We start from the raw sequence: 16,545 nt of genomic DNA on the forward strand, positions 1-16,545 counted from the left end.
GATGCCAGCTTTACTTCAGAAGGCTTAAAGGAGGCAACAATCTTGACCCAATCTTTAGCTTTTCCGCCAATTTTATATTTACCCTGTTTTGACTATCAAGTACATCGCCAGCGCCCCCAACAACTGCTATATCAATTAAGTCTATTAGGCTTCAACGTCATTTATTGTAATGTGACACAGGATAAGAAAAACCCATTTGTGATTCTGAATGATCATTTTGCGGTTTGCCAAGATCCAGATGCCATTAACAAAAATCACGAATATGTGATGTGGCTTACGCACGGTCCTTTTGTCGAGCAACTTCCAAAGTATAAGATTAATATGGTTGTCAGTGATATTGCCGACATAAGCGCAGAAGAGTTCGCTCCTCTCGAGGTCTGGGAGAAACGCAAGATTGATGCTGCTGATATCGTACTCTGCGCCTCTCAAATCATCTACGATGCAACCGTACAGAAGCATTCCAATGTTATGCTCATCCGAAATGCAGCCGATTATGAGCACTTTGCGCAAGTTCTAGACAAGGATCAATCTCTTCTGCATGATGAAATTGAAGCCCGAAAGCTATGCCTGAACACAGCACCTGTTGTCGGATTCTGGGGTGCTGTCGCCTCGTGGGTTAACTACGAATTGATTGCCTATTTAGCAAAGGAAAGACCGAATTACTCTTTTGTTTTTGTTGGGGAGATCTTCTGTCATGGACCCGAGCAGATAGGCAAGCTTCCCAATGTTCATTGGCTCGGAAATAGAGATTATGAAAGCTTACCCGCCTTTGCCAGACAGTTCGATGCAGCAATTATCCCCTTTCAAATCCGGAAAGTTACAGAAGCGGCGAACCCAGTTAAGCTTTATGAATACCTGGCAGCAGGACTTCCAGTCATCAGCACGGATTTACCCGAGGTCAGACCCTTTGACGAAGTTCGAATCGGTCGGTCTCCTTCCCATTTTCTACAGCAGCTGGACGAAGCAATACGATTTGACCGTTCACCTGAGAAGCGCCAGATTCGTCAAAATCAAGCCAAGCGCGAAAGTTGGCGGGCAAGAGCGCAACTCGTCGCCGATCAAATGCTATCTAAATATATGGAGAAGCAAAAATAACTCCGGTCTTTCGGGATCATCCCGAAACCGGAGTTTTTCATTATAAAACTTATGCTCATTTAACTGAACCAAGCGTCACTAGTAAATAACCGGGGAAAAACTCCCTTTCTTTATCATTCAGCTCGCTATACCATTCAATTGCGCTTTGCTTTATGATCTCAGCCCCTGGAATATAGTCAAGAAAATCCATACTTTGAATAAATCCGATGTTCCTTTCTTCTTCCACCTCAATATCCGACAGTTCGAACTCTTGCTTAAGGGAATCTACTGGAATTTCAGTGCCGTACCTCCACGTATGATTGGCTTCGGCGTATGCTTTACCTATTCGATAGGGTAATGAACGAGAATAAGGAACAAGTACTAGGACTTTGCCACCCGGCTTTGTCACCCTAGCCATTTCCTTCAGAATGTTAACCTTTTCCTCTAAGCTAAAATGTTCCAGTACACCCGCGCTCCAACAAAGATCGTGCTTATTCGCTTCAATCGGCATTTTACGTATATCAGCGAGAACGAATTCACCCTGCTGATCCTTTTGTTTGAATGCCATCCGTGATTGTTCCAACGCTTGTGCCGAGTAGTCTACAAGGGTCACAGCAGCTCCATCCATGGCTAATCGCAAAGAGATTTTACCTGTTCCTGAACCAGCCTCACATATTTGTTGATCTCTCAGTGGCCCAATCTTTTCTATCAAGAAGTTGAAAATCACTTCACTCAAAGGATCCCACTGATAAGAGATCTCTCTGGACCACAGTTGATCCCATACTTGTTTTTGAGCTTCCTCCTCTTGCGTCGGAAGGGTGAAATCATGTCCTGCCGATATGACCCTCTTATTTAAGTCGAAGCTTTCCGTTAATATATCCCGCCATTTTCGCTTCCATATTTGTTTGTCGAACGCTTGTGCCGTATGGCGTGCATTCGCACCCAATTGTTCTCGCATATCTTTATTCTCAATTAGTGAGCAAATGGCTTGAAACAATCTCTCTTCTGTAGGTGTCACCAATAATCCGTTAAACCCATCAATGATTAGATCGTTCAATCCCCCGACATTCGCTGAAACGAGAGGAACACCACAGCTTAGCGCCTCCAAGCAGGAGTAAGAAGTCCCTTCGGAGAAAATGGTCGGGATAACGGCGATATCCGCTTTCCAATACGCCTGTGGCATCACATCGAATGAATAAGCCTTGTGGGTGATCCGATCCTGATTAGGGTGATATTGCATCCATAGATCGAACGCCTTTGTAATTAAACTATCTTCGATCGTCGCTCCTGCAAATTCTATCGTCACCTGATCATATGTCTCCAACAACCGATCCGCAACCAGCATCATGGGAACAATTCCTCTTTCAATACTAATGCGGCGTGGATAAAGGATATGAATATTTTCTTTATCCTCTTCTTCAATCGATACGGTAAAATGAGCTGTATCCACGGAATTGGGTAATAAAAGCACTTTGTCTGCATTTGAATAAGAGCACACGGAACGACAGAAGGAAAGGAAGTGCGAATCCACCGAAACAATACGTTTCAATTTCTTCAGCGCGTTTTGCACATTGCTAGCCACATCGGATTTATGATCAACGGATGCGGCATGATGATCCCAGTTTATTCCATGACAAATTCCAATGCTCCCTTCCTTATAATCAATCGGCTGCCAAATGAAGCTTGCATATATGAGCAAGCCCTTCGCTTCTGCAGACATCAGGTTAAAAACATCTACGATATTTTTGTCTGTACAATCATAACCAATCACCCTTATACCGTTCACTTCTGTCTGAAATGATCCACAATACGATAATTGATAGATAACAGGAATTAGTCCGAGTTCCTTAATCGTTTCAGATAAATCGTATAAATAGCGTTCTAAACCACCGCCATATATCATATCAATTTTGCCATTGTAGGCATCTAGGAAACTATGCGTCAATATACCAATTTCTCTCATTGCAATTCCTCTTTCCATTCCACAAGCGTAGGATTTTCATCTAAAATGGAACGATAGTGATCTAAGCTGCCCCATTCCCCTTTTGGATCGCGCTCCATATAGCGTAAGTATTTACGGTAGCGTTCCTCTTTTGAAACCGCCCATCCGAAATGTTTGACCCTCAGTTCTGCCAGAAATCCCGGCAATGCGGAATAGGATAAAGGGAGACGTGGAACATGATGATCCATAGGAGGATTATAATAATAATAATCGGGCATATAACGAACAAGAGTGCGTGTATGCCGGCGATGAATCCCCCAAAGAGTGTCATCTCTGTAGTGTGTTATCCCACCCCAAAAATCAAAAAAACGAAAACCTACCCAGTCGTATCGGTCTTGATTAATTAGTTCCCGCATATGTGTTTTAGCCTTATCTTCGTAAAATTCATCAGCATCAACAGAAAGCAACCAATCCGGCTCCGACGAGCACGCAAAGCGCCATAAGTATTCCCGCAACTCCCACTCCCGTTGAAATTTCGACTCCTGTAAAACAACTAATTTTTTTACTTTCGGAAATGAGCGGCACAGCTTTGCTGTATCATCCGTACTCGCATCATCGACAATGACGATATCATCAACAAACTCACTTAAATCCTTTAACACATCTTCCAAAAAACGATCTGCCTCGTTATGGACCTGCATCATCGCTGTAAGACGGTTTCCTGTAGATTTACGTACAGGGATGTTGTTCACTGAAACTCCCCCCTCACTGCTTGCTCTAAGGACACTATTTCATTCAAATTTGTAAGTACGTTCCAATCTTCAACCGATGCCCGCAGAAAAGTACGAATCGCCAAGTGGTGTTTGTTGTGAATTAGTTGGATATTCCCCCGAATAACTTCCGCAGTGACCCGATTCTCATCGGACAGACCATAGTTATCAAATAAAGCCAAAGCATCCTTCCAGCGGTAAGTGTGAAGATAATATTGAAGCCTCATCGTCGCGGCTTGGAGCGAATTCTTAGCCCCCATATCTTCAAGCACTTTTATAGCTGAGCGATAGTCATCATTCGCTCTAAATATTTCTGCCTGAATAAGCCTCCATTCCCCCTGCTCTTGCCAGTTCCTGATGTTCTCCATACTCTTCCTTTCCTCATCCGTTATAGCTGTGATTTCGTAAGTACGAACTGCTTTCTCCAAACTCCCTGCTTTGACTTCGATCGCCGAAAAAAATCTGAAATGGGTATTTAAGCATTGCGAATACTCTTTCTTTATCATTTGTTCGAATGATATACCCAGATACATCTTAGCGGAAACATCTCCTAAGAAATAGAGATATGAAGCTAGCAAATAACAAATTGTTTCGTGAGGTCCTTGTTGTTCATGTAACGATTGATAGAATCGCTTACGCTCTTCCCATTGTTTTGTAACCCATTGTTCCAATAGCTCTCCTTTCAACATGGATATTATGGCACTCCGAACTAATTCCTCAGAATCTCTCAGCAAGAATACTCTTTCCCATTGAAGGGTCTGTTCCAGGTAAGTTCTTTCAGATTCTGTAATAATCATGTCCGAATATGAGGCCAACAGTCCTATATATTTATCCCATAAGGTTGTATCTTCGAGCTCTGAGCGCTGTGGTATGCATGCAATGGTTCTTAGCGGCTGGAAAGCCAGTACATGTTGTAGCCCATATGGAGAGGAGACTATAGCGGTATATTTTTGGGAATCAAGCGAAGCCAATTCAGACAAGGAAAGGAACCTTGTGTTTTCATCTATAGCTCCTTTTTCATCCATTCGGCGAATGAAAATAATTTCTTCTTTATCAGGCAATATGTTGAGTAATTTATTGTGATTGAAACCTGCATGACCAAACACGAGATAGTTCATTATCACGCCTCCAAATAAAACAAATCATTAAATAAGTATATGTGCATAATAAGTAAATAATTTAATGTTTATACCTAAATATATGGTTCAAACTAAACCATATTCGAGATACAAATCTTTGGATTGGGTGCTTTAAATTCTTACCAAAAATATTGAATATTTGTGTCATTCCTCTAATACTATCAAATGAGAGATGTATATTTTGAAAGAGGTGTTTTATATGAGTTTGGTTAGAGTAACAATTGAGTATAACGGTGGAGTTAACACGTATGAATGTAACGCATTTATCGGCACGTCTATAAAACGAAAAGCAGAAACTCAAGCAGAAACCCCTGAAGTTGAAACAATAAAAGCAGGAATCATTGAAGGAACCGATATGGCAATAGTGGTAATGAGTTCAATTGTCGGAGCGCAGTTTGCATTAGCAAATGATTCAAATTTGACTCCTTTACAGCAGCAAGCAATGCTACTTAAAGCCATTCAGAATGGACTAGATATAGAAAAAACAGTTCAAGGATTTCAAAAAAACACAACAGCTCATTAACTTAAAAAAGCTTATTTAATTAAGTCGTCAAAATTTGCCCATCTACTCCATACCTTGGGTATCCTTCGCTCAATAAAATTTCGTATATGTGTGGTTTTGAATATAATTGTTCACGTAGCATTTTAATCCTTATTAAAACCTCTTTAGCTTCATGCCCGTAACAGACTACATCCCCCTGCAGTGAAGAAGGAATAAACTCTTTGTAGTATTCAATCCAGCGAGACAAAGTGGTCTTTTTCACACCTAGATAAGCCATAAGCTCATATTTTCGAAGATAAGATTTCACATTGAATCACCTGCTTTCTACCTCTAATTTATGCGGGAATTATAAATTCATGTTCCACCCAATTAAAGCCATTCATATTATCGAGTAAAGCAAAGTGCTTATTTCTAAAATCCTTGTACGATATGAGGAGGAATAAACTTTGGTTATACAAAGCAATAATGAAGCTTTATTGCTATCTAATGAGATCTTACGCAATTTTGAATTAAGCGAGTTACCAATACAGAATATTCTTTTGAAATGTTTGAGACTGGCTCGCTTAACAAATGATTTTGAAGGAGTAGATTGGCTCAGACAAGAAGCAAGTGGCTTGGATACTGACCGTGAAGGATTCCTAACAGCAGCGGCTTGGACGGCGATAGAAAAATCCGGAAGACGCTATTTTATAGATGACCCGAATAATAAAGATCAAAATCAAAAACCAAAGAAAGTAGAACAAGCCTTCACTGAATCAATTGCAGTCATGGAGGCTACCGTGAGTTCCGGAAGAGCAAGAATGAAGGTGGCATATGATCGCGATGTCTCACTTTCTTCTAGTTCCCAACTTACAGCATCACAAGGAAATACTGCGGAGCGTAGCAGAATTCAACATCAAATTCAAACAAGCATGGAGAGAATTGAAAAAATTAAAGCACGATTATATCAGTATGTATTAGATCGTAATTATGAATTGAGGTTGGGCGAGATCACGGAGGATATTTTTTCGCGGAACCGTTTGATTGTTGACACAGCATTAAAGGATATTTGCCCAGAAGCATTTCAGAAATTTATTTCAGTTTATGAGAATATAAAATTAGAAGATGATCAGAATTGCGAAAATGTTGCTCGCACATGCCGAAGACTAATTAAGGAAGTTGCCGAATCTCTATCCCCGCCATTGGCTGCCCCAACTGAAGTTTCTGGAAAATTAATGAACATCGGAGAAGATCAGTACATCAATCGCCTCATCCAATACATTGACAGCAAATCATCCAGTGAAAAGATTAAATCTATTGTTGGGTCTCATTTGATACTCATAGGTGAAACGTTGGATAACGTTAATGAAACTGCTAACAAAAGGATAAATGCAGAAGTGACATTGCAAGAAGTGGAAAGGTGTATTATCTATACCTATTTGGTGTTCAACTATGTCTTATCACTATAAACTCATACTTAAATAAACATTTAATAGGCCAAATCTATTTAAAAGGATTTAACATAAAAAATCCACCTTTTCGGCGGCAGTGGTTGATAATGTATTCCATATTTAAATATTGTTACTCTGAAAGAAGCCCGTTTTTCTTAGACTGTTCAAAGAGTAGGATAATAGGCTTGTCCGTATCTAACACAAAAAAGAGCAACTTCAAGCAATCTCGAAGTTGCTAAGTGGCCAATATACCTGTTATCATTGTATGCATGAATACTGGTAAGAGTGAATCCAATTTCCTATGTTTTTTTGAATACTGAGGAAAATAACTTACAGGTTGTTCGTTTCAGAGGATCCCCTTCCCTATTTACAATGTCCCTCTGAGTTGTTCTTACCGTTCTCGAGCCCCAATAGGAATTGTCTACCGCGGTGATCTGCTCTCAAATCGTCTTCGAAATTATGGTCTTGATTTTATAAATCCTGCAACTGTTGTTGGGAAACGAGGGACTGCAGTTTTCTCGCACGGCTTCCTGATCGAAGCATGAGATCAACTGATTATAATAATTGTTAGATGTCACAACAAACCGCATTTCCTTGCTCAAAACGGTTGCGCAATAGATGTGACGTGAAATATCTAGGTATCTAGCCGCGACTCCCTCCAGATTGCATCCATCTCTTCCAGTTTATTTTTTCTACCGGCTACATAAAGTTTTTGTGCAATAGACAGGCTGCTCGAAAGCAAAAGGCCGCTACGAGTAGCGTTTTTTTAATGTGAGAGAGTTTCAGCAGAGTTATCGCTGCTGTTTTATTGTGATTTTATTGTTTTACTTTTAGTGATTCCCTTCCGCATCACTTTTCTGTATGTGCATATTGTGTTGGATAATTAAAAATTAATGTCCCTTCATTTTGCCTATAGCTTCTTCTGTGGTCCAGGAACCACTGCTAAGAATACCGAAATTCACTTTACCAGCATTATAAGCATCAAAACCAGGAGCTCCAGTAGCATCAAAGATTACGGCTACTTCAAAACCTTGCTCCACAAGTTCTCGCATATGTGAGTCCACACAAATGTTCGAATTCATACCAGCTAACAAAACTTTACTCATTCCCCGTTTGCGCAATTGAAGTACAAGATCGTTAGTTTCAGGACCGAATATTTTATGTGGACTTGTTATAATCGTTTTACCATCTTCAATGTATGGCTTATACAAGTCATAAAAATCAGCCTGCGATGATTTCGGAACTGCTGTTTGGGGACCATCAACATTAAACATCATTAAGTCATGCATCATTTTTTCACCGGCGCTTAGTATTTCCCATTTGTGATCATGTGGATAATAGTAATGTGGTGAAATAAAAACTTGATAGTTTTGTTCCTTCGCAGTTTTAAAAACCAAATCAAGATTTTTAATTGTATTAACTTCATTTAGAACATCTTTCGTTAATTCATACCCTGAGCCAGTTGGACTCAAAAAAGCATTTTGCGGATCAGTTACGACAACAGCTGTAGTTTTGTAATCAATATTCATTTTTCATCCTCCTGTAAAGCTGCATATTTTTATTTTATGGAATTCTCCAAGAAAATAACTCTTTCACCACATAGCTTCAATTAATGTAACCCCAACAAAGAAAAAGCATTCATGCAAGGTATATGCATCAAATGCTTTACTCCTAAATTGCGAATGCCAAATTAAGAATGCCCATTTCATTTATAAACAGAAGTAGTGCTGTAGTGAATTCAACCGAGATCTACGCAGTCCCTCCCGAAGTCGGCCGAGAAGGGCTTTTTTCATAAAAACATGCAAACTTCGTATATATAAATTCAATTCTGACGGTGGCTGTAGTTCGTGAATAATAGTCCTCCATCCTTGTCATCTTCTTATTTTCCTAAAGTAAACTAGACACAACATGCTTAGAGGAATAAGTATGCTTGGTAAGATAATTGAAAATGGCAAGATGGATAGATCATAAGCAATGAGCTCCGCTGAATTGACAGCACTTTTACTTGAGACAACTAAAAAGATTGCACCTACAGGCAAATAGAGTGCCTTTATATCTCGCAATTTAAACATTCGCCCTATTATTTTTACAAATACGTATTGGACAACGATAATCTCGAAGAGTGTTAGAACTGTCCAAATACTAATAATCATAATTTCAATTCGCTCAATGTATTCTCCAAGTTTAACCATTTGAATGGAGGAAAAAAATGGGAATGATGCTGTTTTAAACATATTGTCACCAAGGCTACCAAACGAAAGATAAGTTGACATGAGCAAATATATGCAAGAGGAAACGATTGCGATTGAACAACTTTTATATAGCTTTTTGTGAACTGTAACCTCAGAGAAGACAAAAGCGATGACTCCTGCTTTACCGAAGGGAAAACCAAACGATATCATTGCACAATATAATATCAAAGGAAAAGGATGCTGGAACTGAGGCAACAAAGGGTTATCCTCAACGTCTTGATAAATTAAAAATCCAATTATCAAGATGGCCACAATGAAAAATGGCAAAATGAGTACTATGGATCTAGAAATGGTGCCAAGCCCAAGAAAAGCAGCGTAAGTCGTCACACATAAAACAAGCCCCATGATCAACATTGGAGAAGTATTTGGCAGAATAGCAGTGTTATAAAACAACGAAATAGAGCGTAAAGATAATACACCAAGGCCTATCATACCCATGAGATAAAACACTAGCACAAACTTCCCTAACCATTTACCAAATAAAGCTTCAATTATGTCACTAAAATTCAAATTTGGAAATTGGCTTTGGACATATGTAAACACTTTAAGTATCAGAAGCACAGCAAGCATCGCCGTAACATTTGCAATCCAAACATCATGCATAATTACTTTTGCTTCTAACAAATAGAGGGTTGAGAAGCCAGACATGAATGCGAAACAAAGAAATCCGAGCTGAAATGGCGATATTTTTTCAAACTTCACAATGGGTATTCCTCCGGAACAATGTTTACCTTACGCTCCACGTATTCGGCAATTGGCTTGTAAAGCCACTTATTTATGGAACTAGGCGTTGGAATTTGGTCACCAATAGAAGGTATGAAATACATACCCGCTATTAGCGATAACATACAGAGTACAGCTGCTTCACGTCGAAGTTTCTTCTTCCATAAACTTGTAGCTTTCCAAACGCAGTAAAGGAGAATAAATATAATCGTCAAATAATCATTCATTTTACACCTCCAAGTACTTGGCTCATTCCAACCGTTGGAATTTTAACGTCCACATGTACACGAATTGGAATTTTTGGATAGATGTCAGTTATCCATGTTTTCTCCATCCCTCTCCACTCGTTTGGATGATATTTACTAATAAAATCAGAAAATCCAATAACATCTACCTTTAGGTCGTGTTGAAACCGATTTAGGCTATCTTTGATACGCTGCTCTATTTGTCGACTGGAAGACTTTTCAATAGCTTGAAGTGTGACCGGATCTGGTAAATTTAAGTACTTATCGAGACTAGTTATAGATCCTATTAATCCTATTTTAATCACGATTAGGGGTTTCCCCTCCTCTTGAATTAACGCCATAGACCGCTTACTTACCTTCATTCTCATTCCTAAATTGGCCGATTTATATGACACATATTCCGAAAATTCAAGATCACGCCAATATTTCTTATTGACGATAATGTGAATTGAAAGAACATCTGTTCCTGATATCCATTGTGTAAGCCTCCCCTGTTGAATAACAGAACCACCGCTAAGTAGAACTACTTCACGTGAACTACCGATTGGCTTCATTTTGCTTAGTCTTCCAGTTACAAATCCACGATAAGGATTTGTGTAATAGTTTACGAGATCTTTAACAGTAATAGATAGGCTTTTTCCCCATAGATGCTCATTTTTGATTTTACCAACCATTTCATTCGAGATAAGATCTTGGGTTTCTGCCTTGGTTCTCATCATTTCGCTCGCATTTCCTTGGCTTATAATTACATAACTGGATAGCCTAATATCTCGCGTCCGAGTCATAAAGTCCACAATTTCGTAGATCGAATTCCTTGCCGCGCTTTCGCCAATAAGAAAAAACTTATCATGTTGCCAGACCAGCACTTTACCAGCGCGACTCCGTAAATTGCGTGCAGCCTCGAAAATAGACTTGCCTGATGAAGTAGCGACCCACTCTAATTTTTTGTCTGAGTTTCCAGAACTGTTCGTTGAAGCGTCAATACAGTTGATGGTAAAAATGAACATTTGTTTTTCTTTGTCATAATCAATTGCTGTCAACATGACAAGCGCAATATCGCTTATTTCGCGAATGTCCGAAGAACACCCCACTAGAAATGTCATCATCAAGAACATCAGCAGTGCACGTTTAAACTTCTTCATCATGTTCGGATCCTTTCGCAGCAACAGCAGAAGCTTGCATTTTCGAAAACTTACGAAGCTTGATTGGAAGTAATACAAAGTGGCTGACGAAATCCCGCCAGTGCTTAGGTTCAGGCGTAGGTATAAATAATGTACCAAATGACCTTAGCGAACATAAATGTAGAACAAGCGCGAACATACTGAGCGAAATGCCGAGTACACCGGTGCAAGCAGCGATAAACATAAGTGGAAAACGGAGCAATCTTAGCGTAATAGCAGTATTAAAAGACGGGATTGTAAACGACGCAATTCCAGTTACTGCCACGATGATTACCATGGATCTCGACACGATGCCTGATTGAACAGCGGCTTCCCCGATAATGAGCGCTCCAACGATACTAATAGATTGACCGACTGTTTGTGGTAGCCTTACACTTGCTTCCCTTAAAATTTCAAATGCAATTTCCATAATTAGGGCTTCAAGAATTGTAGGAAATGGGATGCCTGATTTAGCCGAAAGAAATGTCAGCATAAGTGGTGTTGGAATCATCTCGAGATGGAAAGTAGATAAAGCAATGTAGACTGACGGAAGAAACAAGGACACGAAAAGCGTTATTATACGCAAACCACGAAGGAAATCCGCAAAATAAAACTTTTCGTACAGGTCCTCACTTGGGTGTAGAAAATCTGTAAACATAGCTGGCGCTAAAAGAACATTCGGACTACCGTCCGTTAAAATCGCTACTTTACCCTGATTTAAGGCAGTTGCAACTCGGTCTGGTCTTTCCGTGTTCTGTATTTGGGAAAATGGTGAGTAGACACTATCCTGTATCCATTCCTCAATCTGAGCACTGTCTACAACAACATTTAGACATACAGATTCTAGCCTTGACTCTATTTCATGTAATACACTAAGATTTACTTGATTTTCAAGATAAAGCACCATGATATTAGTTCGGCTTTCTTGACCCACTATAAAAGTCTTCGACTTAAGTTGAGGAGTTTTCAAACGTCTATAAATTAGTCCAGCATTAGTATCCAAATCCTCTATAAAACCTGCACGAGGTCCTCGGACATTTACCTCCATCATTGGCTCTTTAATGGATCTCTTTCCGAATCCAGGAAGACTCATTCCAAAGGCTTGAATTTGGTTTTCAGCGAACAAAACAATCCCAGCGTCCGTGATGATTCGCACCGCATCTTCTAAATTGGGTACCACTCGTGTAATACCTTGATCCTTGGCGGCATCAATAAGCGAATTAGTTGAAGCTTCTTCCCATTGGATACGCTCGCCAATACGCGGAAGAATAAGTTGTTGCAGCCACTCCGTGTCTATTAAGACTTTTAAATAAGCAATCGCTCCAAACGGTTCTTCCCCATCCCTTTCAAAATAATGAAAGGTAAGCTGTTCGTTGTTCCCGAACAAGTTCCTTAGCGCCTCAATATTATGGATTACCGAAAGTGAGATTGTCTGTTCTTCATTATCCATAACTAACAATTCTCCCTTTCTTAAACATCATACTCGATGGAATTATCCCCCAATTACATCCTGATTATTCAAATAAAATTACAACCCCTCATGAGCAAGTCTATGATAGAAGTATCGTTTCTGTTGACACAGTAAAGCGTTTCCCGATTGTTTAGGAGGAACGCTTTGCTTTTCTCTTCATTTATGACTTTGAATACTCCTCCAATGTTCTAGAATCCCTAAGCAATAACAAAAATAAAAACGGAACCCCTTTGAAGCAAATTATTCATGGCAACAACTAATTATTGAACACCTCGAGATGATACTTAATATACAAGTAAAATAGGCTTCTAACTACGACACTTATGATATTCCTGGAATAAATTATTAAGGGCTTCTATAATTACTCCCCTTACCACTTTTACCGCTCCAACCCGGTAATGTGGTTCTTTTTGTGCTCTTTAATATTCAGCCTTGTATGCAACTTCATGCTCTTACTCAGTTGGAAGATATCCAGAGAAGTTTAAGCTAACACGATGAGGGAAATAATTAAGAAAAATATATCGCATTTGTAGGTGAAAAAATGACAAAAGATCAATTACATGATTTGCAGGAATCGCATGCACTTTTTGAATATCAGCTATGGATAAATGAAAGTCTTTTTACTTGGACTTGGTGGTTTTTACTTGGAATGATCATTATCCCTTGGATCGTTCTCATAAAACTTATAGACCGCAAAAGGGCGCCAATTATTTGGTTTTTTGGATTAATCGTGCTGATTATCTCAATTATAACAGACGAATTTGGTGCAGACTTTGGTATTTGGATCTATCCTACAAAATTAATACCGTACTCTGTTTTCGAGTTACCTTTTGATTTTTCGATAGTACCGGTAGCTCAAATGTTGATTTTTCAATATTTTTCGAATTGGAAAACATTTTCCGTTGCATTATTCTTGCAAGCACTTGTTTTTGCATTTATTGGCGAACCGTTTTCTATCTGGCTTGATGCTGTTGCTTATTATGGTTGGAACTTCTATTATTCGTTCATTTTCTATATGTTGACCGGAACTCTCACTAGAGCATTCGTTCTAAAGTGGATTCCAAAAAAAATAATCAATTGAACCTTATATTTTCGAAATTTAAGCTAATGACTTGAATAATTCAATTCGACAAATTTTCAAAGCGTTGATTTTTTTATTATTGAATGTTGGATCAATAATATTCACCTTAACGATGCCATACGTTTCGATATCCAAGGGTTCCATACAGAAGCACCCAATGTTATCTAAATACAACCAACAATGTGTTATGCCGGCTTAGCTTCGAGTATTTATAATAATAATTCAGTTAATGAAGCATAATACTTATTTTATTGTATCAAAATTGACCTTTTATAAGTGGTGCTACCACCGAATTATTAAATAAAAGCATTTATGCATAAATATACACACAAGGTTCTGGTAATTATGTAGGCGCTTTTGTTTCATTCTACAGCTGATTCAACTTGTATCATAAAACTATCATCACTCCTACTAGTTCACATATTTATCTAGTAACTGCCTCAACTTGTCAAACACAAATCGCTCAGCTGATGCATAAGCCACATGAATTACATTATTATCCGCAGTTTTTCCACAAGGGCATATCAACATAATTTTTCCACTCTTAAATTCCCTCTAGATTAATCAATTGGTCAATATTCCTCACTATCACCCGACAAGGAAAAAGCCCAAAAGAGTAATCATTTCCTTCGGGCTTTTTTTGATTTAATTAGATTTTTAATATCTGAACTAATTTGATCAAAGATTTGGCGATGGATCCACTCATCATCATCAATATCTATATGTGACGCTTTCAATTTGACAACTTTTTTTGGCACCAGGCAATTTACTGATCTAATAGCTCCACTCCATGTTTTTAAGTATACTTCATTAATATTCTGCGCCCCAGGTACATTCTGATATCCGCAAGAAATACCATTTTGGGGTGAAGTACAAGGAATACTACCTATGCCTGTGCATGGTTCCCCACCATTTATGCCATTCTTCTGATACCAATTAATCACTTTTGATCCTATTGGCACAGCGTTTGGAGACATAATATTGGAAGCACCATAAACAGGATCAATAAGCCCGATAAAATCCGGTTTAACAGCAGTAACTCTTGATAACTTAGAGGCTGCCCAACCACCGAATGAGTGGCCTATGATTGCTATATAGCTTGGTTTATTGTTCCTGGAATTAATTTCTTTTTTTAAATCACTCATTAAAGGAGCACCAAAAGGATCACTATCTCTGTTTTTATTCCAACTTATTTGAAAAATATTATTTGAGGGTACTCCCAATGTTGCAAGCCTAGTACGAAGTGTATTTCTTAAACTTGTCATTCCGTTAGGACCAGATACACCTCCACCCCGACCACTAATACAAGCAATGACTACATTCTCAGCAATATTATTCTCTTCTGGTTCAAAACATAATACGGTTTCTATTCTACTATCACTAAATTCAACTGTTCCATAATCAGTGCGCCCAGGGGGAATAGGAAGAAATATTCTTTTTCCTGTAATAGATGTTGGGGTAACAACATCTTTCCTAATATAAAAAATTATAAATTTATTATCTGGTTCCCGTAACTCCATAAAAACCCAATTTAGTTCACATTCAGAAATTTTATTATAGATTTCTTCGGGACTGTACTTATTTGTGAGAGGTTTCGATTTCCTTAGTCTAACTCGAGGACTTATTAGTGGATTACTTTTTCCATGGCGCTTACGCTTATTCATTAATTTTTTCAATACTTTTAGCACCCCTTAACGGTTAGATGCTTATCATATGTTCTAAACTTTTTGTAAGAATGATGAAATTGCGGAAGTTTTATTATTTCAGGTAATAAGAAAAGCCCGGGGAACAATTTCAATTTCCCGTAGGGCTTTTTTGAGTTTATTTATAAATTGATTTCTGTGCGAGCCATGTAAACAAATTTACTAACCACGTTACGTTCACTCACTGGGAAACGTTGATTTAACTTAATGTTTAGTCATGCCCTTAATAAAATGTAAATGGAATCGACAATCTCTTCGAATGTCTGCTTGAAAGTATATAATTCAGCAAGGTATGATTATTTCGATTAGTTCAACAACTGAAAGCATGATGAAGATAGAGGTGAGTATAGTTGCGGCAACAGGAGAATCATTTAATCAGTAAACCAATTTCTATTGAATCGATCTCTGCCCATGAAGAAGCGTTGTAGCTGCTCACAGGACTCTGCAAACAAATAGCTGTGAACGATGGAAAATCGCCAACTGACATTCCATTCATTATATTACATAAAAGCAGTGTTTAAACACCCCTTTTCCCTGGTATCTTAACACCTGCACTTTGCCTTGTTCTTCAAGGGTCAAAGAAGCTTCACATGAACAAAGATGTGCTTTTTTATAGAACAGGAGATTTCATGGTTTCGCTAGTTGATATACCTGCTATAAGCTCCTACCGATACAACGCGAGCTCCCTTTGCTTGGCGCAAAGCTGACCACAGTTGGGTGGTCAATTAGAAGTGGCCTACCGGATTGGAGAAAACTGTTAGCGAATTTGTCAATAGATTGAGGATCTAGGAGATTCATCTCTTCAATTTCAACACTTTCAATTCCATCCAAGGGGCTTGATGGGCCTTCTTCAAATCACGTGCAGGAACGATGACTTTCTCCCTAGCTGCTGCGAGCGTTCTTGTAGTCTCAAGTCCAAGACCGACATAACCTCCTGTAACTATTGCTACTTTACCGCGTAAGTCAATTCCCCGGATCACATCGTCAGTTGTGCTAGCAGCATTAAATCCGGAACCGATTGGCATCTGTATCACTCAATAATAATCCAATATA

General features: G+C 38.8%; 16 protein-coding genes. 5 read left to right on the top strand and 11 right to left on the bottom strand.

Features of this window, described 5'->3' with window-relative positions; translation table 11 throughout:
* Positions 1–42 precede the first annotated feature (42 nt).
* Positions 43–1,095 carry a glycosyltransferase gene (locus GON05_RS32990; RefSeq protein WP_157325498.1) on the top strand — a complete coding sequence of 351 codons (1,053 nt, stop codon included), beginning with the start codon at positions 43–45 and terminating at the stop codon, positions 1,093–1,095.
* A 55-nt stretch (positions 1,096–1,150) separates the two neighbouring features.
* Here the strand turns inward: GON05_RS32990 and GON05_RS39520 are convergent, their stop codons facing one another.
* The 3 genes from GON05_RS39520 to GON05_RS33005 are packed head-to-tail and all read right to left on the bottom strand — an operon-like array spanning position 1,151 to position 4,904.
* The gene (locus GON05_RS39520) at positions 1,151–3,037 is read right to left on the bottom strand and encodes a glycosyltransferase (protein WP_246239636.1); all 1,887 of its coding nucleotides are present in this window, start codon (positions 3,035–3,037) and stop codon (positions 1,151–1,153) included.
* On the bottom strand, positions 3,034–3,768 hold the full coding sequence (locus GON05_RS33000) for a glycosyltransferase (protein WP_309491805.1): 735 nt from the start codon (positions 3,766–3,768) through the stop codon (positions 3,034–3,036). The genes GON05_RS39520 and GON05_RS33000 overlap by 4 nt, the downstream gene beginning before the upstream one ends.
* Entirely contained in the window at positions 3,765–4,904 is a 1,140-nt protein-coding gene (locus GON05_RS33005; protein ID WP_157325500.1) for a hypothetical protein, read from the bottom strand. Before GON05_RS33005 ends, GON05_RS33000 begins: the two co-directional genes overlap by 4 nt.
* A gap of 220 nt (positions 4,905–5,124) precedes the next feature.
* Here GON05_RS33005 and GON05_RS33010 point away from each other — a divergent pair, with 220 nt between their 5' ends.
* Positions 5,125–5,448, top strand: a complete 324-nt coding sequence (locus tag GON05_RS33010; RefSeq protein WP_157325502.1) for a hypothetical protein — start codon at positions 5,125–5,127, stop codon at positions 5,446–5,448.
* A 19-nt stretch (positions 5,449–5,467) separates the two neighbouring features.
* On the opposite strand, the gene GON05_RS33015 is transcribed toward GON05_RS33010, so the two are convergent.
* Positions 5,468–5,734 carry a MerR family transcriptional regulator gene (locus GON05_RS33015; protein ID WP_157325504.1) on the bottom strand — a complete coding sequence of 89 codons (267 nt, stop codon included), beginning with the start codon at positions 5,732–5,734 and terminating at the stop codon, positions 5,468–5,470.
* A gap of 139 nt (positions 5,735–5,873) precedes the next feature.
* Here GON05_RS33015 and GON05_RS33020 point away from each other — a divergent pair, with 139 nt between their 5' ends.
* Complete coding sequence (locus tag GON05_RS33020) at positions 5,874–6,875, top strand: AbiTii domain-containing protein (RefSeq protein WP_157325506.1); 1,002 nt, start codon at positions 5,874–5,876, stop codon at positions 6,873–6,875.
* 872 nt (positions 6,876–7,747) lie between these two features.
* Here the strand turns inward: GON05_RS33020 and GON05_RS33025 are convergent.
* The 5 genes from GON05_RS33025 to GON05_RS33045 all read right to left on the bottom strand — a co-directional run bounded on the left by GON05_RS33025 (position 7,748) and on the right by GON05_RS33045 (position 12,687).
* On the bottom strand, positions 7,748–8,386 hold the full coding sequence (locus GON05_RS33025; RefSeq protein WP_157325508.1) for an isochorismatase family protein: 639 nt from the start codon (positions 8,384–8,386) through the stop codon (positions 7,748–7,750).
* A gap of 342 nt (positions 8,387–8,728) precedes the next feature.
* Positions 8,729–9,811 carry a GerAB/ArcD/ProY family transporter gene (locus GON05_RS33030; RefSeq protein ID WP_157325510.1) on the bottom strand — a complete coding sequence of 361 codons (1,083 nt, stop codon included), beginning with the start codon at positions 9,809–9,811 and terminating at the stop codon, positions 8,729–8,731.
* Entirely contained in the window at positions 9,808–10,059 is a 252-nt protein-coding gene (locus GON05_RS33035; protein WP_157325512.1) for a hypothetical protein, read from the bottom strand. Before GON05_RS33035 ends, GON05_RS33030 begins: the two co-directional genes overlap by 4 nt.
* On the bottom strand, positions 10,056–11,222 hold the full coding sequence (locus GON05_RS33040) for a Ger(x)C family spore germination protein (RefSeq protein WP_157325514.1): 1,167 nt from the start codon (positions 11,220–11,222) through the stop codon (positions 10,056–10,058). The genes GON05_RS33035 and GON05_RS33040 overlap by 4 nt, the downstream gene beginning before the upstream one ends.
* Positions 11,206–12,687 (bottom strand): spore germination protein, encoded by a 1,482-nt coding sequence (locus GON05_RS33045; RefSeq protein WP_157325516.1) that lies wholly within the window; start codon positions 12,685–12,687, stop codon positions 11,206–11,208. Before GON05_RS33045 ends, GON05_RS33040 begins: the two co-directional genes overlap by 17 nt.
* 562 nt (positions 12,688–13,249) lie before the next feature.
* Between GON05_RS33045 and GON05_RS33050 the strand changes: the two genes are divergently transcribed.
* Complete coding sequence (locus GON05_RS33050) at positions 13,250–13,789, top strand: CBO0543 family protein (RefSeq protein WP_157325518.1); 540 nt, start codon at positions 13,250–13,252, stop codon at positions 13,787–13,789.
* 620 nt (positions 13,790–14,409) lie between these two features.
* On the opposite strand, the gene GON05_RS33055 is transcribed toward GON05_RS33050, so the two are convergent.
* Positions 14,410–15,465 carry a hypothetical protein gene (locus tag GON05_RS33055; RefSeq protein WP_157325520.1) on the bottom strand — a complete coding sequence of 352 codons (1,056 nt, stop codon included), beginning with the start codon at positions 15,463–15,465 and terminating at the stop codon, positions 14,410–14,412.
* Between the two features lie 566 nt (positions 15,466–16,031).
* On the opposite strand from GON05_RS33055, the gene GON05_RS40180 reads away from it, so the two are divergent.
* Positions 16,032–16,199 (top strand): AraC family transcriptional regulator N-terminal domain-containing protein, encoded by a 168-nt coding sequence (locus tag GON05_RS40180; protein ID WP_181646342.1) that lies wholly within the window; start codon positions 16,032–16,034, stop codon positions 16,197–16,199.
* An 87-nt stretch (positions 16,200–16,286) separates the two neighbouring features.
* Here the strand turns inward: GON05_RS40180 and GON05_RS33065 are convergent, their stop codons facing one another.
* Positions 16,287–16,526 (bottom strand): SDR family NAD(P)-dependent oxidoreductase, encoded by a 240-nt coding sequence (locus GON05_RS33065; RefSeq protein ID WP_157325522.1) that lies wholly within the window; start codon positions 16,524–16,526, stop codon positions 16,287–16,289.
* Positions 16,527–16,545: the final 19 nt, after the last annotated feature.

The organism is Paenibacillus anseongensis (genome assembly GCF_009757995.1).
In the GTDB taxonomy this organism is placed as follows: domain Bacteria; phylum Bacillota; class Bacilli; order Paenibacillales; family NBRC-103111; genus Paenibacillus_E; species Paenibacillus_E chondroitinus.